The sequence below is a fragment of the Peribacillus sp. Bi96 genome, from assembly GCF_918698115.1.
Lineage (GTDB): Bacteria > Bacillota > Bacilli > Bacillales > DSM-1321 > Peribacillus.
The window spans coordinates 59,367-79,439 of sequence record NZ_CAKKLV010000006.1 but is presented as its reverse complement, the minus strand read 5'-3'; the positions used below and the strand labels follow the sequence as shown (position 1 = coordinate 79,439).

Here is a 20,073-nt window from a genome sequence, read left to right as displayed (position 1 = left end):
CCTTACATAACCTATTTTTGTTAATTTATCTTAAAGGAGATTGATTTATATGGTAGAAAAAACATTTACAGTAACTGCAGAAACAGGAATTCATGCTCGTCCGGCTACATTGCTTGTACAAGCTGCTGGAAAGTTTGATTCAGAAATAAATCTTGCTTACAAAGAGAAAAAAGTGAACCTTAAGTCCATTATGGGTGTAATGTCCCTAGGTATCGGCAAAGGGGCAGAAATTACGATTACTGCCGAGGGAAGCGATGAAAATGATGCATTAAACACACTTGCTGAAACATTGAACAGAGAAGGATTAGCAGAATAATGTCCACTTTGATTAGTGGAATAGCAGCTTCAAACGGAATAGCCATCGCTAAAGCCTATCGACTGACTGAGCCAGATCTATCGATTGAAAAAAGAAGCATAGAAGATGTCGGGGCGGAAATATCCCGTTTTAAGGAAGCTATTCAAAAGTCAACAAATGAATTGGAAGTAATAAGGGAAAAAGCAGAAAAGGATTTAGGGGCGGATAAAGCCGCTATTTTTGACGCGCACCTACTTGTTTTGGCTGACCCGGAACTTATTACTCCTATACAAGATAGAATCCAATCCGAAAACGTCAACGCTGAGTTTTCCCTAAATGAGACAGCAAGTATGTTCATTACAATGTTTGAACAAATGGATAATGAATACATGAAGGAACGTGCAGCGGATATCCGTGACGTCACTAAGAGGGTGTTGTCACATCTCTTAGGTGTTCATATTCCAAATCCAAGCTTGATTGCTGAAGAAGTGATTATTATTGCGGAGGACTTGACTCCTTCCGATACAGCACAGTTGAACCCGGTTTATGTTAAGGGATTCACGACCGATATCGGGGGACGTACATCTCACTCAGCAATAATGGCACGTTCATTGGAAATCCCTGCTGTCGTTGGTGCAAAATCAGTAACATCGTCCATTGAAAATGGTGACATGATCATTATTGATGGGTTAAAGGGTGAGGTTCATATCAATCCTACTCCTGAACTCGTAAAACGCTACGAAGAGGAACAAGTTTCCTATGCTATGCAAAAGGCTGAGTGGGCTAAGCTCGTTCATGAACAAACGGTTACAAAAGATGGTCATCATGTGGAATTGGCTGCCAATATAGGCACACCGAAAGATCTTGAGGGCGTTCATCAAAATGGTGGTGAAGGAATCGGGTTATACCGTACAGAATTTCTTTATATGGGCAGAAATGACTTTCCGAGTGAAGAAGAACAGTTCGAGGCATATAAAGCCGTGCTTGAAGGAATGTCAGGAAAGCCTGTAGTCGTCAGAACGCTAGATATAGGCGGTGACAAGGAGTTGCCGTACCTAGATCTTCCTAAGGAAATGAATCCTTTCCTTGGTTACCGTGCGATTCGGCTTTGCCTAAATGAGCAGGAGATTTTCAGGACACAGCTCCGTGCCCTGCTTCGTGCAAGCATTTACGGTGATCTGAAGATCATGTTCCCGATGATTGCCACATTAGCTGAATTCCGCGAAGCTAAAGCTGTATTGGCTGAAGTTAGGCAGGAATTGCTTGATAATGGTATTCAGGTTGCTGAAAAAATTGAAGTTGGAATTATGGTCGAAATCCCTTCAACTGCAGTGATGGCGGACATATTTGCTAAGGAAGTCGATTTCTTCAGCATAGGGACTAATGACTTGATTCAGTATACGATGGCCGCTGACCGAATGAATGAGAGAGTATCATATTTATACCAACCATATAATCCATCGATTTTACGCTTGGTTAAAATGGTCATAGATGCAGCTCATAAAGAAGGAAAATGGGCTGGGATGTGCGGAGAGATGGCTGGAGATGAAGTGGCTATCCCGATCCTGATCGGAATGGGACTCGATGAATTCTCAATGAGTGCAACCTCGATTTTAAAAGCACGTTCTTTAATTAGCCAACTTACGCTTGAAGATATGAAAAAACTATCTCAAGAAGTTTTAATGATGGATACGAATGATAATGTGAAAGAAGCGGTAGTAAACGCTTTGAAATGATAATTAAATAGTGAAAAACAGCCCCCTCCATAGAATCTTCGTTGGGGGGGCTGTTTGTAATTTTTTTAGGAAGAATGTTTATTCCAAGAAAATGGGGGTATTTAAAAAGCAAGCACAGTTGTTTTGCTCTAGTAGGGCAGCTGACATTCTCATTTCCCCCTTTGACGCCGGTTGGGCTATCCAACCGGCAATTTTTTTGGGTTAACAATTTAAAACCAAAGAAAAAACAAGGATGATTATTCAGATTTTTCACTTTTCAGCATTAACGATATAATGGATATATATATTTTTATTTTACGAGAATGGAGGAAATCATATGGAATTACATTTGAACAAGAAAAATGCTTTGATTTTAGCTTCAAGCCAAGGTTTGGGGAAGGCGATAGCAGCAGAATTGGTTAAAGAAGGAGCAAATGTCATGCTTGCCAGCCGTGATGGAGAAAAGCTTGCCGACGTGCAAAGGGAGTTAGCGCAGCTTGGGGCGGGTAAAGTTGCATATAAGGCAACGGATATAACAAAAACGGAAGATATTAAAAGCTTGGTTGAGGAAACAGCTGCAGAGTTCGGCAGTATCGACATTCTTATTAATAACGCCGGAGGTCCTCCAGGGGGATCATTTACAGATTTCAATGATGAAGATTGGCAACAATCTTTTGAACTTAATTTACTAAGCTACATCAGGACAATCCGTGAGAGCCTGCCCCACCTAAAAAAACAGGGCGGTAAAATCATCAATATTGCATCTTCATCCATCAAGGAACCGATTCCGGGACTGATATTATCGAATACATTCCGGACTGCAATTGTTGGATTGTCAAAGACGTTGGCTACTGAGTTAGCTCCAGATCAGATTTTGATCAATACAGTTGCTCCTGGCAGGATCGCCACAGACCGCGTTCAGCACCTTGATAATATGAATGCAGAGAAACAAGGGGTCACTCCTGAGGTGATCACTGAACAAGCCATTAATAAAATCCCTCTTGGGCGGTACGGGGAACCTGAGGAATTTGCTAGGTTCGTTACTTTCCTTGTTTCGGGTGCCAATACATATTTAACGGGCCAGTCGTATTTAGTAGACGGAGGAATGGTAAAATCAATTTAAGGGTTATTTTCCACATAATGATTGGGAGGAATTTGCAGTGAAGCAATCGAACGAAGCAATCGGATTCATAGGTTTAGGGGTCATGGGGAAAAGCATGGCCAGAAATCTGCTTAAGGCAGGATATGAGGTATTTGTTTATACAAGGACGAAAGATAAGGCAAGCGATCTGCTGCAACTGGGAGCAAAGTGGGTAAAGGCACCTAAGGACATCGCACAGAACGCTAATGTAATCATTTCCATGGTAGGGTATCCTAGCGATGTTGAAGAAATTTACCTAGGAGACGATGGGCTTATCGAGAATGGGAAAGCGGGTACCTATTTAATCGATATGACGACCTCCACTCCATCTTTGGCTGTGAAAATAGCCGAGGAAGCCAAGAAAAAAGGAATGGAATCATTGGATGCACCTGTTTCAGGTGGAGATATCGGTGCACGTGATGCGAAGCTTACGATCATGGTCGGCGGTGATAGCGAGGCGTTCGAAGCGGTACGTCCCATTTTTGAAATCATGGGCAGTAATGTAGTCCATCAAGGCCCGGCTGGATCTGGACAGCATACGAAAATGTGCAATCAAATCGCCATAGCATCCAATATGATCGGAGTGACTGAAGCGATTTCTTATGCCAAAAAGGCGGGATTGGATCCACACCGCGTTCTGCAAAGTATTTCATCGGGTTCTGCTGGGAGCTGGTCACTGTCCAATCTAGTGCCGCGTATGGTCAAAGGGGATTTTGAACCAGGCTTTTATATCAAGCATTTCATTAAGGATATGAAGATCGCACTTGATGAAGCAGAAAGAATGGGAATGGATGCGCCAGGATTAAGCCTGAGCAAATCCCTATATGAAGGCCTGGCAGAAGCTGGGGAGGAAAATAGCGGCACCCAGGCGTTATATAAACACTATAATTAAGTGCTACCGTTCCTTTTTCATGAATAAGCTGATAGCGACAGCCTTTACAAAAAGGAGTGATCGTTATGGGTGAATTCGATGACATCAATATGAAATTTCAGGAATTGGAAGATGGTCGATATATTGTCAGGATTGAAGGTTTTAAACGCGAAAAAACCATTCATCAAACTAAGCCCATACGTTGGGATCTTAAATTAATGAATGAAAGTCCGCTAATCTTGCCGGTGAAATTCAGTCATATCGAAACGAATGCCGGTTTCCAAATCCTGATGCGCGAATTGAAAAGTTTAGGTCTTTCAAAACCGCGCTCCTCAAAGGAATTTGAAGATGTGATGGCCGATTTACTTGGATCCATTGTTGAAGTGAGCCTTACCACGACAAATAAGGAAGAAGGATATCGGGAAATTCGTTTTTTACGTAGATTGTATTAGCAGTATCTAGCATGGTGAAAAAGAAATTTTGGGAAATGGAAAAAGCGGCCTTCAATGATTCTATTGAAGGCCACTTTTTTTTTCGATTAACCTTAAGCTAAAAAAGCTTCAATTCGATTCAAAGCTTTTTCCAAGGTTTCCATGGAATAGGCATAAGATATCCTGAAGTACCCTTCGCCGAGAGGAGAGAACGCGTCTCCAGGGACTACAGCCACTTTTTCCTGTTTAACGAGCTTGAGGCAAAAGTCAAGAGAAGAGGTATACCCTTCAGGAAGCTTTATAAAGAAGTAAAAGGCACCATTTGGCTTGACTATTTCCAAATTCATTGCTTGTAAGCGATTGTATACATATTCTCGTCTCCTTGCATACTCGTTCTTCATCGGAATGGCATCATCCTTGCCCGCTGTCAATGCAGCCAAGGCAGCTCTCTGAGATATGGAAGAGGCACAAGTTACATTGTATTGATGGACCTTCAGGATATGCAAAGAGATGGATTTGGGCGCAAACAGAAGGCCAATTCTCCACCCTGTCATGGAATGAGACTTGGACAAACCATTCAGGACGATGGTTTGTTCTTTTAAGAATGTGGCAATCGATACATGTTCCTGATCAAATACAAGTTCACTGTATATCTCATCAGCCAATATGAAGATGTCCTTGCCCCGTACGAGTTCGGCAATATCCAATAATTCTTCGGCAGATAATGTGACCCCAGTCGGATTCGATGGATATGGCAAAACGATGCAACGCGTTTGATCAGTTATGTATTTTTCAATAATATCTGCCGTCAAACGAAATCCATTTTTGGTTGTATCGGCATAGATGGGAGCTGCACCGCACATTTTAATGATGGGTTCGTATCCTGGATATACCGGTCCTGGTAATATAACTTCATTCCCAGGGACGAGGATCGTTCGGAATGTAATATCAATGCCTTCACTAGCACCAGAGGTCACTATGACTTCATCGGCTGGATCGTAGGTTAGTTTGTATTTATCCTTAATATATTCCGATGCTGCTTCCCTTAATTCGAGATAGCCGGCATTGTGAGTATAAACGGTATAATCATGATCAATGGCTTGTTTTGCCGCTTCTTTAATATGCATTGGAGTTGGAAAGTCTGGCTGTCCGATCGTTAAAGAAATGGTGCCTTCGATATCAGCTACCATATTGTAGAATTTACGGATTCCTGATATTTGAACGTCTTTTACTAGAGGGTTAACTAAATGCTCCATCTATGAATATCCTCCCTTTTCAAACTTCATGAGCTTATGTACTATGTTTGACGGATCCATTCTATTTTATCATTTAGTTTGGATGAGGGAGAAATACTTTTTGAGATTAATGAATTAAAGGTATAATGAAAGATAAGAAAACTTTGAGGGTTGATACATATGATAAGGACTTGTGCGATAACTTCAAACCAAGAAGTCAGTTTTGATTTACCGCTATTAGAAATGAATAATCCGGATATCGAGTGGTATTGGGTTGATTTTTCCAACCCGACAAACAAGGAAATCGAACTTTTATCCACTCATTTTCACTTTCATCCGCTGGCAATAGAAGACTGCCTGGATGACTTTAACCAACGCCCTAAAATGGATTTTTATGAAAACTATCAATTTCTTGTGATACATGCTCTCAGGCAAAAGGTATTTAGAGCCGTTGAATTGGATATGTTTGTTGGAGAAAAATGGATAATCACTTTTCATAAGGAAGAAATGCCTGAAGTTGAAAAGGTGTGGGAAGAAATTTCTGGAAATAAAATGTTGAAGCAGGGTCCCTTTTTCTTGATGCACAGGCTAATTGACAGGATCGTCGATGAATTTTTCCCTCCTGTTTATAAAATGGAGAGCGAATTGGGGAGCATTGAGGACAATACTGAAAATGAAACGATAAACGACCTGATGGATCAGCTATTCGATTTGCGTACGGATATGTCAAGGCTCCGCCGGACCATTTTACCGATGCGTGATTTGTTGTACAGAATGATTTCATCTGAGCGTCTCAATTATTTAAAAGATCAGCACCTTTATTTTAATGATGTGTACGATCATCTTCTTAAATTGACTGAAATGCTGGAATCCTATCGAGATTTCTCCTCCGATATCCGGGATAGTTATTTGTCTGTGAACTCTAATAATATGAATTCAACGATGATGACTTTGACTGTCATCACTACCATTTTCATGCCGCTGACTTTCATAGTAGGTGTATATGGGATGAATTTTGAAAATATGCCTGAGTTAAATTGGCACTATGGCTATTTCCTCATCCTTGGATTGATGGGTGGAATTGCCTTGATGATGTTTTTATACTTTGTTAAAAAAGGTTGGCTCAATCCAAGGAAAAGATCGCGAAAGAACTGAAAACAGGGCGGATTTTGGTTGGGCTTTGGCCCGCCCATCATTGCTGGAAGCATCATATGGATACCCGCTGGAATCGTATCCTATCGGTTTTTGAGAGTATCTTTTGAAGTCGCCCCACGACATCAGTGGCTAAAATACTCCTGGATTTAAAGTGACGAATTTAAAAGGAGGACGAATAGGGTTTGTAAGGGCTGCAGTGCGGTATATAGCGACGATCCGGCATGTCTATACAATGTCGGTTAAATCGTGGAGTTTGTTTCATTGAAGAAACAAACTCCACGATATGGTTTCCGCGACGTTGGTAGCCGAACAAAAAAGGGGGCTTGATAGAGGCTCCTTTTTTTGTTTGGTTGAAGAGCTAATTTAATAAATAGTCCCTTCTTATTCTTTTTTTTCCTTTGCCCTAAACAAAAGACATAAGTAACCGAATTATTAGGTATGAGTTCATAGATAAAATCATGATAGGCCTAGTTAACTGACAAGCAGGATTTTCTGCTTTAGTAAAATGGTTTATGGAACTAAAATTGAAAAAGTAAGAGAAGGGCGAGATGAACCAATGGAAGCAAACAAAGGGATATTATTGGAAAGTGGAACGAATGAGCTGGAGATAGTGGAATTCGGCATCGGAAAGAATAAATTCGGCATTAACGTAATCAAGGTGAAGGAAATCATTAATCCTGTACCCATCACACTTGTCCCCCATTCCCATCCAAATGTTGAGGGGATCATAGAGCTCCGCGGAGAAGTCCTGCCTGTTGTGAATGTGGCGGATGCTCTAGGGTTTCCTCCATCTGAAACTCCTGAGCAGGATAAGTTCATTGTCGCGGAATTCAATCAGCAAAAAGTGGTTTTCCATGTACATACGGTTACACAGATACACCGTATTTCGTGGTCCCAAATCGAAAAGCCTTCGGATATGTATCAAGGACTAGAAAGTCAGATTATCGGGGTCATAAAATTAAATGGTGAAATGTTACTGTTACTCGATTTTGAAAGAATAGTGGTCGAAATCAATCCGGAATCGGGAATAAACATCCAGTAGGTTAAAAAGCTCGGCATCCGGCAAAACTCAGACAAGAGAATCCTGATTGCAGAAGATTCCCCATTATTGAGAAAGCTGCTGTTTGATACATTGTCAGAGGCTGAATTCAAGTACTTGGAGTTTTATGAAAATGGTCTTGATGCCATGAATTATTTAGAGAATTTGATTGAATCTGGAAAAGTGGTCGAAGAAGTAGTGCAATTGGTGATTACTGATATTGAGATGCCTCAAATGGATGGTCATCATTTGACTAGAAGAATAAAGGAAAGTGGTGAGCTCTCAATATTGCCGGTCATTATTTTCTCTTCTTTGATTACGGATAGCTTGCGCCATAAGGGGCAGGTGGTAGGGGCTGACGCACAAATCAGCAAACCTGAAATTGCGGAGCTTATAAAGTTGATAGACAGACTTGTATTATAAATGTGAAAACGGGCCGCTGAGGAATTACCTCAAGGCCCGTTTAATTTATCCTTAATACTTGGAACCTTTTCCCAAAAACGAGGATGGGAAGGGATTGTGAAAAGGTTGCTTGACAGAACTGCGTCCGTAAGCCCTTTTCTCGGTTTTGGTGGAGTTCGGTTGCTTTTCACCAGCTTGTCCAACGTAAGATTGGAGGATTTGTTTTGCCTTGGATAAAGACAACGCAGCTTTAGGGTTCCGTATGGATGCTGCCCGGCTGCCGAGGTGGGGTAGTTTTTTCAAATCTTCCTTAGTGGGAGGTAGATGAAAAACATATGATCCGCATTCTACAATCACGTCGGATTGTTGTGCTGCAAACCGAGGGTTATCAGAGAAATGAAGTCCAATCTTCTTCGCTTTTCCTTCTTGCATAAGCTTGCTTAATGCGAGCCTTTTTAAATTATATAAATTTTTAGGCTCCAACGCAGTCTTTGCATGTTTGTTAACAATAAACACGGCTTGGGCAAGGGAATTAATCGAAAACTCATCCCTTTCAGAATGTCCTTTCGTTTGGTTCATTGTGGAAACTCCTTTTCTTAATAAGGTTAGAAGGAACGATGAAGCCTTCCTTCAATAAATACCTGTTTTTATATTGATTGATATAGAGACGGATGTGCTACTTTGGCTGATTATCGTAAAAAATATAAATGCATGTACATCTCTTCGGTATGTCAATCATTTCCCAACACTTTACCATCTATGCATTTCATATTATACCACTTCAAAATATATAAGAAAGTAAATTTCAATCAGACACCTTTTTGGAAAAGAAAAAGAAGGCGTTGAATGACGCCTTCGCCTTCTATCCGTTCCTTATCGATTGTATATATTGATATTTTCAGAAACTCCAGCCTGTGCGCCGAATTGTTGGGGGGAGCCCTGAAAACCTTGATATGGAGGGTAAGCAGGATAAGGAGGGTAAGCGGGCGGGTATGGAGGGTATGGCGCATAGAATGGTGGACGGTTATTGAATAACAATGGTCCAATAGCTAACCCTGCAACAAATGCTACAGGCGCTAATAGAGGAAAGAAAGGAAAGAATCGCTCGTCATTCCAATATTCTGGATCATATTCATTCCTATATGCATTTCTATATTCGTTCTGGAGCATTATGGTTTGTGGATAGTGGTAGTAAGGAAAATACTGTGTTTGCATAATTAGCCTCCTTTTTTTTCAAATTCTTTATATAGTATGGTTTTTTTTTCGAAAAGAGCCTGTTTCATCTTAATCTGTTATAATGAATCTACTTGTGAGAAAAATTTGAGGTGACTACAATGGGCCGGTTTAAAAGCATTTTTGCCGTTGGTATTGGAGGAGCAGTGGGAGCTTTATTGCGTTATTGCATAATCTTGACGACTGACCATTCCTTCTTCCCGTTTGGTACCCTCTTAATAAATATAGTAGGCAGCTTTTTACTTGGATTGATAAACGGCTATTTCGCCTCGAAAAAGAAATCGCTTATTTTTTTAGCATGGGGCAGCGGGTTTTGTGGAGGTTTCACTACGATGTCTACGTTTTCCCAAGAAATGGTGAATTTACTACAGACATCGATGCTATATGCAGGTCTGTATCTTGGGGCCACGCTTTTATTTGGTTTGGTTGCAGGATTTCTTGGACTGGGCCTTTTTAATAGACGGAGAGGTGAGACCCTTTGATTTCTGTTCTATCAGTTTTTATCGGAGGCTTTTTTGGTGCTGCCTCTAGGTATGTTTTACAGAATATTTTTAATAGGCTATTGCCAGCTGGTTCAATACCTATTAGTATTTTACTGATTAACCTTATTGGTTCTTTCGGTTTGGGAATTGTCTTTCCTAAGGAAGAAAGCTGGGCTTTCTCTTTACAAGCATTTGTGGCAATAGGTTTCTTCGGAGCCTTTACGACCTTTTCCACATTCAGTATGGAAACACTCGAACTTATTGGAAAACACCGTTACATAGATAGCCTTATCTATGTAACGGTGTCGGTTTTAGGTTGTATCGGCACTTTTCTGTGTGGTTACTTAAGTATGGTATAACCTAGTCCCACTTTCCACCGATCATTGGTAAATAAAACCTGGTTTTCTCAATTATACTTCTAATGCTATAATTCTTAAGAATCCATTATAAAATGATACATGGAAACAAGTTGTTTTTCGTTGCACAGGTTTTGTTAATAAGTCTGGCAGTTTTCCCCTGTGTTCTTTTCCTATCTTTTTTCTGCCTTGAATTCGTAAACCGTTAACTCAGGGCGTGAAAGAAAGCGATATGGAAGACGGGTAGTGCCAAGACCTCTATTAACATGTAACGTTAACGAATCAATTTCATACGTGCCTTCACGGTACTTTTCAGCGTATGGGGGTGTTACAAGGGCTCCGGCGAACGGAATTTGTACTTGTCCACCATGACTGTGACCGCTTATTTGATACTGGATATCGTAAGTACTTGATGTGTCCGCTAGGTCAGGGGCATGTGAGAGCATAATGGTAAACGCTTCTTCTGGAATGCCTTCAAGGGCTTTTTCAAAATCGGGTTTTCCAAGCATTGCATCATCAATACCTGCTACGAATATTTCTTCAGCCGTTAATAAGGAAATCTTGGTGGAGGTATTTTGCAACATGGTAAAGTGGGATTTCTTCATGATATCGCTGTAAATTTCAGAGCCATATCCCCCATGATCGTGGTTACCGTAGATGCTGAACTTTCCAAGTGGCGCTTTGAGCTGATTCAAAACAGAAGGGATTTTCTGTTGAGACTCATATTTGTTAGGCTGGTCCATTAAATCTCCGGTAAATAAAATAACATCCGGATCCAGTTGGTTTATCTTATTGACAATTGCTTGTAAATCTTTAAGCTGAAATTGAAAGCCTAAATGCGTATCACTGAATTGGATCATTTTCATGCCATGAAAACCTTTAGGGATAAGAGGATGGCTGATTACCATATGCTTGGTTTCTAACCACTTAGGCTCCAAATTATGGGCATAATAGTTTCCGCCAATACCTAAACCCGTTACGGTAGCCAATGCACCGAGGCTTTTTTTTAGAAATGTTCTTCTGGATATGTGTTTATTCAAATTAATCAACCTATCTAATAATAAAATGTTACTTCCTCATACTAACAAACAATATACATAAAATGAAGAAAATAGCTTCTATACGCATATGCAAAACATGTAAACTGGTGTTTAATGAAACCTTATCCGGTTTGAAATTGAACATCTATACGGAGGTAACATGATGACCGAACCAATGTTTATTACACTGATTATACTTCTATGCGCTATTGCGCTTTTTATACAAGGAAAATTTCGCGCTGATTTAATTGCACTTAGTGCACTATCCATACTAGGGTTACTTGGAATACTTACATTGGATGAACTTGTGGCCGCTTTTGCGAATCAAGTGGTAATTATGCTGGCAGGACTATTTATCGTAGGTGCCGGCCTGTTAAATACAGGAATCGTGGAAAAGGCAGGAAATAAGTTGTTAGGTTTATGTGGGGGCAGTGAATGGAAATCGCTGCTTATCGTCATGCTGACGGCTGGAATATTAAGTGCATTTTTAAGCGGCACAGGAATTGTTTCCATTCTGCTTCCACTTGTTATGAGCATGGCTTTACGACAAAAAACAAGTCCGACAAGGTATTTATTGCCTCTTGCCTATGCGAGCAGTATTGGCGGACTATTAACACTTACTGGTTCGCCCTCCAATATGATCGTTGCTGATGTTTTAAGGCAAAACGGTATCGTTACATTATCATTTTTTGACTTTACACCAATCGGCTTAATTGCTTTTGCAGCAGGTTTATTCTTCATGTTGACACTTGGCCGCCTGTTGCTGCCGGAGAAAACGATTGCCGCGAACAATAGTGTCAAGGGATTGTCGGCAGGAGAGCTTGCCGGCATGTATAAAGTGTATGATCGATTGCACTATCTGCATATACCCGCCTCTTCCGATATTGTGGGAGAAAGGCTGTCGGATCTTCAGCTACCTATCCAGTATGAATTGACTTTAATTGAAATTCAGCGGAAGCCAAAGGATAAGCAGTTGCCGCTGTTGCAAAGACAGCTGACGATTTCAGCAAGAGCGGATGAAGTGCTGCATCCTGATGATATCATTTTGGTGTTTGGAGAAGAAGAAGCTGTTGAGAGATTGGCACTTAACTATGAACTGGAGTTCAAACATTTCAATACAGAACAAATAAAAAAACATTTTCTTAGCAGTAGATTTGGTTTGACGGAAATATTGATCGTTCCGAATTCCGATTATGAAAATCAAACCTTGATCGATGTACATTTCCGAGAGAAATACCAATGTAATGTGCTTGCGATCAATCGCAATGGTGAATATATTCAAGCGGATGTCGGGACGGAACGACTAAAACCCGGCGATGCAATCCTGATACATGGAGAATGGGAGAACATTGAAAGGATTTCCTCTGATTTGCAGGACGTCATCGTTATTGGAAGTACCTCGGAGGATGGCTCACCTGTCCAATCAAAGGGCAAAGCATGGATTGCTTTGGGCATCACTGCATTGATGGTCGTTCTTTTGTCGATCGAATCCATCCCTGCTATGCTATCGGTATTGACGGCCGCATTGTTGATGGTGATCACAGGCTGTGTCCGTTCAATGGAAGATGCATACCAAAAGATTAACTGGGAACCTGTTTTATTAATTGCATCTATGTTTGGAATTACGGCTGCCCTTGATAATACGGGTGGTGTGAGAATGATAAGTGATTGGCTTGCCGTTATATTCAGTAATATCGGGGCACATGGTACATTAGCCGTCTTTTATCTCCTGACACTGATCCTGAGTCAATTCATCCCGTATGGAGCGGCGGTGGTTATCATGACGCCCATTGCCCTGACATCCGCAGTAAATCAAGGAATCGATCCTCTTCCTGTGTTTCTATGCCTTGCTGTTGCTGGCAGTTTGGCGTTATCCACACCTAGGGTTGCCACAACCAACGCTCTTGTCATGACAGCTGGTGATTACAAGTATAAGGATTTCATCATGATCGGGATATCCATACAGATCTTCATTGGCGTTATCATGGTCATCACGATTCCATGGTTCTTCCCTTTCTGAAAGCTAAAGGCATTGTTCCATTTGTGGACAATGCCTTTTTCCATGAGAGATTCATTAAGAGGAGTGGTTGATGGAGGAATTTTTAAAGGGCTGAAAAAAGATGTATAGTATAGGAATTTAAATTATTTATTATCAATGCTAGAAACTAATGGTATAATTTTTCATATGTGTGTTTCGTAATTAGGGGGAAGATGCATCATGGATACAGAAAAGATATTAAAGAATTTAGACAGGGTGACACCATTCTTTCAACCGATTTTCAGTGCAGATCAACATCAGGTAATCGGATATGAAATTTTAGGGCGCTACGAGGAACAATCTGAATATAAAAGCCTTGGCTCTTTTTTTCACGATTCTACTGTGCCCGAAGAGTATAGGGTGGAAGTGGATAATTACGTTCTTGAAATAGCCTTGGAAAGAATAAAAGACTATGGTGAAGATTTTCTTATATTTATTAACAGAGATCCAAATTTGCTTATGCTGGATCATGGCGAGGAATTCATGGAGATTTTACATCGTCATTTTCAACCTGAGGAAATGCACCGGATTGTGCTGGAATTATCAGACACAATCAGTCCGGAGAACTTTGATCCTTTACAGCATGTGCTCGCTTATTTTAAAACATATGGTATTAAAATAGCTTTCGATCATTTAGGACAAGATACGCAATTGGACCGAATTGCGCAGATTTCCCCGAATATTTTAAAAGTTAACCTGGACCAGCTTCGCATTTCTGGTGGAGATGCCTATCAGGTCATCTTGTTTTCTCTAAGCATGCTTGCACGTAAAATCGGCGCAAATTTACTATTTGAGAACATTGAGTCCGAATACCAGCTTCGCTTTGCATGGAAGAACGGGGGACGGTATTATCAAGGGTATTTTTTGGCGAAACCGGCAGGCGAGTTCATTAATAAAGATTTACTTCGTGAAAAGTTCCATCAAGAATGTCAGTCCTTCATTTCACTTGAAACCAAGAAGCTTGAAGCCGTTTATCAAAAGACTTTGCAATTCAATGAAAATATGCAAACCTTCTTAAAGCAGCAAAAGAGTGTAGGTTCCCATGAAGAGTTTATCGGTATTTTAGCGAAAAAGTTGGATTCCATATGTTTTCGTCTTTATATTTGTGATGAAGAGGGGTATCAAAAATCACCCAATATCCTTCAAAAGGACGGGCAATGGTTAGTCCAACCGAGTTATATGAATAAAAATTGGAGCTGGAGACCTTATTTTCTCGAAAATATAGTAAAGATGCGCAATGAGAAAAAAGGAATTTTATCCGATTTATATAGTGATATCGAATCGGGCGAAACCATCAGGACCTTTTCATATCCTCTTAATAATAAGGAATACATTTTCTTTGATCTTTCTTATAGTTATTTATATGAAAATGACGCACTTTTATAGAAAAACATCCATGCATATAATCGCTCGAAATGTGTAACGATAAGCAGAAATGACGCGCTTGGAGGAGACATATTTTGAGCACCTACATTTGGATATTACTCATAATCGTAACAATCACGGCTTTATATTTGCTCTATTATACTTATTCAGTAGCAAGGGCACAGAAAGTGAAAGCGAGATATGATTCAACTCTTGATGATTCTGTTAAGGAACACCCTTATTTAAAAAACCCGGTATTCGTTTCTCTTTTTGTTGGAACGATTTTGGTTGCCGGTTTTATTTTTTACTATGCATTTCAATAAATGTAAGAAGGAGATTTCACTTCCATGGAATCTTCTTTTTTTATTGTGAAGAAAAATCATCTGTAGCAGGATCTCATAAGACATTGGCATTTTGTAGTTTGGCTTTGTTCTGGACGGGTATTGAAATACATAGGCAGTAATAGGAACCATTAGGAGATAAATACTATAACTAGGAGCTGATAGGAATGAGTAAATATTTAGTTGCATGTCTAGCCAGTGTTCTTCTTTTTTTAGGAGGCGGGTTCACAGCTTCAGCGGAGGGCCTACATAGAGAGGAAGTACTTTCTTTAGTGCAAGATGCAATGGATAATCAAGGCTCGATCAGTGAGGAAATACGGACGAAAGAGGCGATTAAAGGGAAGTTGGATAAACATTTCACAGATGATTTCATCGAAAAGTTTGTTCAAGCTAATGTAGTGAAAGTCGATGGCGGGTATACTGCATTTGGATCGGATTTTGCACCCTATTATATCCCATTTTTCAGTTACGATGAGAATACAGAAGTTGTATATGGGAAAAATGGAGAATTCATTTATGTTCAGGAAGAATTCCAAGAATCTGGGGACGGCCCTGTATCAATGGAAAAACATGTTGAATCAGTGACATTGAAAAAAGAAAATGGTGTTTGGAAGGTAAATAACGTAAAGTATGAAAAGTGAAAAAATGAAATGAGGTTTTTTAAAGGGAAGCCCGTCAAAGTTGAGAACATGGAGAGCGAAAACAAAAAGTCTAGAGGAGGGTAGCCTTCTCTAGACTTTTTGTTATATATTCAGTTCCTTTTTTATTTCGTCAAGTTCAAACCCAATAATGGCTTTCCCATCGATGACGACCGTTGGTGTGGAATAAGCGCCATATTTATTCGTTAGTTCTTTACGTGCATGTCCATCTGCTTTAATATCTTTTTCTTTGTATACGACATTATTATCATCAAAGAACATTTTCATGATTTTGCAGGGAGGGCAATCAGGCTGGGTATAAAGCGTAACGTCTTTCATTTCATTCCTCCATGTTTGCTTTAGGTATGGTTTACTTTCTCATTATAGAGAAAGCCAAGACATTTGAATAGGAAAAAAACTTGAAGACTATTCTACTTTTTACTGTCCTGTTTTACCAGATAATCTATCAATCCCATGGAACAAACCTTTAAGTCCATGGCGATGATTTCAAAAACAGGATGGTCAGATGTAATTCCTTTTTCCCCTAAATGAACCGTGACCTCCGTGAAAAGATTTTTACTGGTTGCTGCGACCTGTTCCTCAAAGGAGTTATAATCCCTATATGCCGATTTTGCAGTCTCGACGAATTTAGGCAACCAGTAATGAAGCTGTTTATATACTTCATTTGGATTTTCCGACACTCCGTAATGGCCAAAATATATCCGCTCGACGCCGAGGCTTTCATACAATTTTGCTGCGGCAAGCATTGCTTCAGGATTAAATTGATTTGGTGATGTGGATGGTAAATAAAATTCCAAACCGTCATCATCGAGTTCACGATAGTAGATACCTACGGTGTCACCTGAAAATATCCCTTTAGAAACGGAATCGTAAATGCTTAAATGATGGTTTGCGTGCCCTGGGGTGTCATAAAAAATCAACGAGGAATTATCGCTGATTTGTAGGGTTTCCCTATCATGTTTAGTCATCATTCTTTCAAATGGTATAGGTAAAATCGGATTGAATAGCTCGTTGAATTCTTCGCCATAGACAGCTTTGGCCCCTGCGATCAAACGTGTTGGATCTTCAAGATGCCTTGCTCCTTTTGGATGAACGATCACTTTGGCGTTCGGGCAATGTTGTAAAAAAAGTCCAGCTCCACCTGCATGGTCCAAATGAATATGGGTAAGAATGATAGATGTAATATCCTCGAGGGCGATTCCCAGCTCATTTAGCCCTTTTATTAAATGGGGGATGGAAGGGCTGGCGGAAGTTTCAACTAAAGTGATGTCTGTATCTGCAATTACATATGTTCCTGTTCGATTTCTTCTATCCAAATCAAAACCGTCAATTAAAGAAATGCGATAACCAAGTTCACTAATGTTTTGCAATGGAATCTACCTCCAGAAAATTTTTCATGTACAAAATCCATTCCTTATTTTATTCTGTTAATAGTGCCATGTAAAGAATGAAGTTTTAAATTATTCTGAATTTATTTCAGCGTGGATACTGGATAGAAAAGTGTGGTATAGTGAAACCTATCGAAAAGGTTTTATTCAGAAAGGAGAGGGAGTATGTCTCAATTACAGGGCATTCTTACCAGATTGAAAAGTCTTCAAGAGCAAGCAAAGGAATCTGAATCTGCTCAACGTTTTTTTGAAATAGATGGTGTGAAAAAGTGCCAAGTTACATATTTCAGCAAAACAGAAATGTTCGAGCTTGAAGTATACAGTGATAAAGGGAAATCATCAAAATATCAATTCGATAATATTGATATGATTACCATTGAAATCTTTGATCTTCTTCAATCCTAAAAAAATCACGAAAAGCCGACTTCCTTTTGGAAGCGGCTTTTTATTTTATATGAAGCCGTTCCCTTTTCACTTTTTGAATGAAGAAGTGATTTTAACGACATCTTATTAATTGGAGGGATGTAAATGAAAAATCCAATGGTAATATGCCCTGCTTGCGGTGAGGAAAGGGAAATGGAACATGTATTGACGGCACAATCCAACCAAAATGTGATTTATCAATGCCCGGAATGCGGTTTTAAACAGGTTAACATTAAAACTAGTAAGGGATAAGGATCTCTTGCGAAAATCCCACAGTTTGGGATTTTTATTGGTCTAGGAATGAGCCTTTTCTGCTTACATATGTTAAACTATAGAAAGAGCTGTATATAAAAACATATGGTAAGGGGTTTTAACATGATCGGTACTCATGATGGGGATTTATTGGAATCCAGCGTTAAAGATTTAATGATTTCTTCTGAACGCGTGGCCCACGTGCAGGTAACCAATAATTTAGAACATGCGCTATTGGTATTGACAAAGAGTGGATATACGGCCATTCCTGTTTTAGATCCGATGTATAAATTGCATGGCTTAATTAGCACACCAGTCATTCTTGATTCAATCTTGGGACTGGAACGAATTGAATTTGATAATCTTGAGAATAAAAAAGTTTCGGAAATAATGAATATAGACATACCTCGCCTGCATATTGAGGATACATTGACTAAGGGTGTGGAATTGTTAATAGATCATCCTTTTGTCTGTGTGGAGAATGACGATCATGTATTTGAAGGTATCTTAACGAGAAGAGCAATCTTGAAAAAGGTATTTAAACAAAATACAGCTGAATGAATATGCATGGCTAAACATTATGGGTAACCTCACGACTCGCCAATTGGCGAGTTTTCTTTTTTTACATATTTATTCCAGGTGTAGGTAAAACCTATAAACTGCTATTGCAAATTTGGAAAGGATGCGAAAATTGGTACAAGCAGTGGATCGTACAAAAGTACAGAATAAAAAATTGAAACGTCCATTCATTTTAGCTGCCATCATGTTGGCTATGTTTATGAATGCTATTGAAGGAACGATCGTTTCGACAGCCATGCCGGCGATTGTAAGTGATTTGGGAGGTTTTTCTCTTTACAGCTGGGTGTTTTCAGGTTATTTGTTAATGAATGCCGTGACAGTCTTGATATATGGAAAGTTATCCGATATTTTGGGGAGAAAACCTGTTTTATTATTCGGAATCGTTGTTTTCTTAATTGGCTCCCTTCTTTGTGGCATTGCCAATTCCATGACTGAACTCATTATTTATCGCTTCGTACAAGGCTTTGGGGCGGGGGCTGTAGCTCCTGTAGCTTCCACGATTGTAGGTGATATCTATAAAAATGAAGAGCGGGCACGCGTTCAAGGGTATCTATCAAGTGTATGGGGCATTTCTGCGGTCATGGGGCCGGCTTTAGGCGGCTTGCTTGTTGAGTCCCTTACTTGGAAGCTTGTATTCTGGGTGAATATACCTCTGGGCTTACTATCTTTTATTGGGATTTGGCTTTTCCTTCACGAAAATATCGAAAAGAAAAAACGTGAGATCGATTACCTGGGTGCGACGCTACTGACTTTATCCATATCTACTCTTATGGTGATCCTTGTAGAAGGAGGGGTAAAATGGCCATGGGCTTCAACTCCGGTCATTTCCTTAGTATCAGTGGTCATCATCGCCTTTATTATGTTTATTCTTCAGGAAAAGAAAGCAGCCGAACCGATGATGCCATTTGAAATCTGGCAGGAGCGCTCCATCTTGATCGCAAATCTTGTTTCTCTGACAACTGGGATAATGATGATTGGATTGTCGAGTTTTCTTCCAACATTCGTTCAGGGTGTGATGGAACGTTCGCCAACTGTAGCTGGTTTTACATTGACGGCCATGTCAATTGGCTGGCCAATCGCATCGATGATTTCAGGCAGGTTATTGATGAAAATAGGTTTCAAATCGACTTCACTGCTTGGAGGGGGGGCATTGATCCTTGGGAGCATAATACTAGTATGGATGAAGCCAGAAGCAGGGCCGATTATGGCTGCCATGGGATCTTTCTTTGTGGGAGTGGGGATGGGATTGACTTCGACTTCATTCCTAGTCGTCATTCAGAAAACTGTCAGCTGGGAACGCAGGGGGATTGCGACAGCATCTAATATGTTCATGCGTAATTTAGGAAATACGGTAGGCGCTGCTTTACTTGGAGGAATCATGAATACGAGACTTCAAGCCTATTTAAACGAGCACGCACCAGCAGGCTCGGGGGTGACGATTGATACGGCAAATAAACTGTTGAACAGTGAAGAACGCAGGTTGCTTCCTGAAGATGTAGTAAAGGTTTTACAGGAAGGACTCACCCTGTCTCTACAGACGATTTATATCATCGTTCTAATCTTCTCTGTAATCAGCTTCATATTACTAACGAGACTAAGAAAGAATCATTAGCGAAAGGAGAAAAAGGCAGTC

22 protein-coding genes and 1 pseudogene are annotated in these 20,073 nt (G+C 40.1%); 17 read left to right on the top strand and 6 right to left on the bottom strand.

Features of this window, described 5'->3' with window-relative positions; translation table 11 throughout:
* Positions 1 to 49 precede the first annotated feature (49 nt).
* The 5 genes from LQ203_RS09850 to LQ203_RS09830 all read left to right on the top strand — a co-directional run bounded on the left by LQ203_RS09850 (position 50) and on the right by LQ203_RS09830 (position 4,474).
* Positions 50 to 316, top strand: a complete 267-nt coding sequence (locus LQ203_RS09850) for a phosphocarrier protein HPr (RefSeq protein ID WP_230157562.1) — start codon at positions 50 to 52, stop codon at positions 314 to 316.
* Positions 316 to 2,031, top strand: coding sequence for a phosphoenolpyruvate--protein phosphotransferase (gene ptsP, locus LQ203_RS09845; protein ID WP_230157561.1), 1,716 nt, complete (start codon positions 316 to 318; stop codon positions 2,029 to 2,031). The genes LQ203_RS09850 and ptsP overlap by 1 nt, the downstream gene beginning before the upstream one ends.
* A 316-nt stretch (positions 2,032 to 2,347) precedes the next feature.
* The gene (locus LQ203_RS09840) at positions 2,348 to 3,133 is read left to right on the top strand and encodes an SDR family oxidoreductase (protein WP_230157560.1); all 786 of its coding nucleotides are present in this window, start codon (positions 2,348 to 2,350) and stop codon (positions 3,131 to 3,133) included.
* A 37-nt stretch (positions 3,134 to 3,170) separates the two neighbouring features.
* A complete protein-coding gene (locus LQ203_RS09835; RefSeq protein ID WP_290370560.1) occupies positions 3,171 to 4,043 on the top strand; it encodes an NAD(P)-dependent oxidoreductase in 873 nt (290 codons plus the stop codon).
* A gap of 65 nt (positions 4,044 to 4,108) precedes the next feature.
* On the top strand, positions 4,109 to 4,474 hold the full coding sequence (locus tag LQ203_RS09830; RefSeq protein WP_230157559.1) for a hypothetical protein: 366 nt from the start codon (positions 4,109 to 4,111) through the stop codon (positions 4,472 to 4,474).
* 92 nt (positions 4,475 to 4,566) lie between these two features.
* On the opposite strand, the gene LQ203_RS09825 is transcribed toward LQ203_RS09830, so the two are convergent.
* A complete protein-coding gene (locus LQ203_RS09825; RefSeq protein WP_230157558.1) occupies positions 4,567 to 5,709 on the bottom strand; it encodes an aminotransferase A in 1,143 nt (380 codons plus the stop codon).
* A 159-nt stretch (positions 5,710 to 5,868) separates the two neighbouring features.
* Here LQ203_RS09825 and corA point away from each other — a divergent pair, with 159 nt between their 5' ends.
* Positions 5,869 to 6,843, top strand: coding sequence for a magnesium/cobalt transporter CorA (gene corA, locus LQ203_RS09820; RefSeq protein ID WP_230157556.1), 975 nt, complete (start codon positions 5,869 to 5,871; stop codon positions 6,841 to 6,843).
* A 556-nt stretch (positions 6,844 to 7,399) separates the two neighbouring features.
* Positions 7,400 to 8,305, top strand: a pseudogene (locus LQ203_RS09815) (chemotaxis protein).
* A 51-nt stretch (positions 8,306 to 8,356) separates the two neighbouring features.
* Here LQ203_RS09815 and LQ203_RS09810 read toward each other — a convergent pair.
* Both LQ203_RS09810 and LQ203_RS09805 read right to left on the bottom strand, forming a co-directional pair.
* Positions 8,357 to 8,863 carry a YkyB family protein gene (locus LQ203_RS09810; protein WP_230157555.1) on the bottom strand — a complete coding sequence of 169 codons (507 nt, stop codon included), beginning with the start codon at positions 8,861 to 8,863 and terminating at the stop codon, positions 8,357 to 8,359.
* 294 nt (positions 8,864 to 9,157) lie between these two features.
* Entirely contained in the window at positions 9,158 to 9,499 is a 342-nt protein-coding gene (locus LQ203_RS09805; RefSeq protein ID WP_230157554.1) for a hypothetical protein, read from the bottom strand.
* A 119-nt stretch (positions 9,500 to 9,618) separates the two neighbouring features.
* On the opposite strand from LQ203_RS09805, the gene LQ203_RS09800 reads away from it, so the two are divergent.
* Both LQ203_RS09800 and crcB read left to right on the top strand, forming a co-directional pair.
* Positions 9,619 to 9,999, top strand: a complete 381-nt coding sequence (locus tag LQ203_RS09800) for a CrcB family protein (protein WP_230157553.1) — start codon at positions 9,619 to 9,621, stop codon at positions 9,997 to 9,999.
* Entirely contained in the window at positions 9,996 to 10,358 is a 363-nt protein-coding gene (gene crcB, locus LQ203_RS09795; protein WP_230157552.1) for a fluoride efflux transporter CrcB, read from the top strand. Before LQ203_RS09800 ends, crcB begins: the two co-directional genes overlap by 4 nt.
* Before the next feature lie 170 nt (positions 10,359 to 10,528).
* On the opposite strand, the gene LQ203_RS09790 is transcribed toward crcB, so the two are convergent.
* Entirely contained in the window at positions 10,529 to 11,395 is an 867-nt protein-coding gene (locus LQ203_RS09790; RefSeq protein ID WP_230157551.1) for a metallophosphoesterase, read from the bottom strand.
* Between the two features lie 163 nt (positions 11,396 to 11,558).
* Between LQ203_RS09790 and LQ203_RS09785 the strand changes: the two genes are divergently transcribed.
* The 4 genes from LQ203_RS09785 to LQ203_RS09770 all read left to right on the top strand — a co-directional run bounded on the left by LQ203_RS09785 (position 11,559) and on the right by LQ203_RS09770 (position 15,780).
* Positions 11,559 to 13,415 carry an SLC13 family permease gene (locus LQ203_RS09785; RefSeq protein WP_230157550.1) on the top strand — a complete coding sequence of 619 codons (1,857 nt, stop codon included), beginning with the start codon at positions 11,559 to 11,561 and terminating at the stop codon, positions 13,413 to 13,415.
* Positions 13,416 to 13,613: 198 nt separating this feature from the next.
* Positions 13,614 to 14,819 carry an EAL domain-containing protein gene (locus tag LQ203_RS09780; RefSeq protein ID WP_230157548.1) on the top strand — a complete coding sequence of 402 codons (1,206 nt, stop codon included), beginning with the start codon at positions 13,614 to 13,616 and terminating at the stop codon, positions 14,817 to 14,819.
* Positions 14,820 to 14,893: 74 nt separating this feature from the next.
* Complete coding sequence (locus tag LQ203_RS09775; protein ID WP_230157546.1) at positions 14,894 to 15,121, top strand: hypothetical protein; 228 nt, start codon at positions 14,894 to 14,896, stop codon at positions 15,119 to 15,121.
* A gap of 185 nt (positions 15,122 to 15,306) precedes the next feature.
* Positions 15,307 to 15,780, top strand: coding sequence for a DUF3993 domain-containing protein (locus LQ203_RS09770; RefSeq protein WP_230157544.1), 474 nt, complete (start codon positions 15,307 to 15,309; stop codon positions 15,778 to 15,780).
* A gap of 102 nt (positions 15,781 to 15,882) precedes the next feature.
* Here LQ203_RS09770 and LQ203_RS09765 read toward each other — a convergent pair whose 3' ends face one another.
* Positions 15,883 to 16,116 (bottom strand): glutaredoxin family protein, encoded by a 234-nt coding sequence (locus tag LQ203_RS09765; RefSeq protein WP_061462251.1) that lies wholly within the window; start codon positions 16,114 to 16,116, stop codon positions 15,883 to 15,885.
* A gap of 92 nt (positions 16,117 to 16,208) precedes the next feature.
* Positions 16,209 to 17,168, bottom strand: a complete 960-nt coding sequence (locus LQ203_RS09760; protein ID WP_230157542.1) for an MBL fold metallo-hydrolase — start codon at positions 17,166 to 17,168, stop codon at positions 16,209 to 16,211.
* A 183-nt stretch (positions 17,169 to 17,351) separates the two neighbouring features.
* Here LQ203_RS09760 and LQ203_RS09755 point away from each other — a divergent pair, with 183 nt between their 5' ends.
* The 4 genes from LQ203_RS09755 (at position 17,352) to LQ203_RS09740 (ending at position 20,052) form a co-directional block, all read left to right on the top strand.
* Positions 17,352 to 17,591: a YkuJ family protein gene (locus LQ203_RS09755; RefSeq protein ID WP_034314086.1), complete on the top strand. Its 240-nt coding sequence runs from the start codon at positions 17,352 to 17,354 to the stop codon at positions 17,589 to 17,591.
* Between the two features lie 123 nt (positions 17,592 to 17,714).
* Positions 17,715 to 17,861, top strand: a complete 147-nt coding sequence (locus tag LQ203_RS09750; RefSeq protein WP_230157541.1) for a hypothetical protein — start codon at positions 17,715 to 17,717, stop codon at positions 17,859 to 17,861.
* A 123-nt stretch (positions 17,862 to 17,984) separates the two neighbouring features.
* Complete coding sequence (cbpB, locus tag LQ203_RS09745) at positions 17,985 to 18,422, top strand: cyclic-di-AMP-binding protein CbpB (protein ID WP_230157540.1); 438 nt, start codon at positions 17,985 to 17,987, stop codon at positions 18,420 to 18,422.
* A gap of 130 nt (positions 18,423 to 18,552) precedes the next feature.
* Positions 18,553 to 20,052 carry an MDR family MFS transporter gene (locus LQ203_RS09740; RefSeq protein WP_230157539.1) on the top strand — a complete coding sequence of 500 codons (1,500 nt, stop codon included), beginning with the start codon at positions 18,553 to 18,555 and terminating at the stop codon, positions 20,050 to 20,052.
* The last annotated feature ends 21 nt before the right edge of the window (positions 20,053 to 20,073 follow it).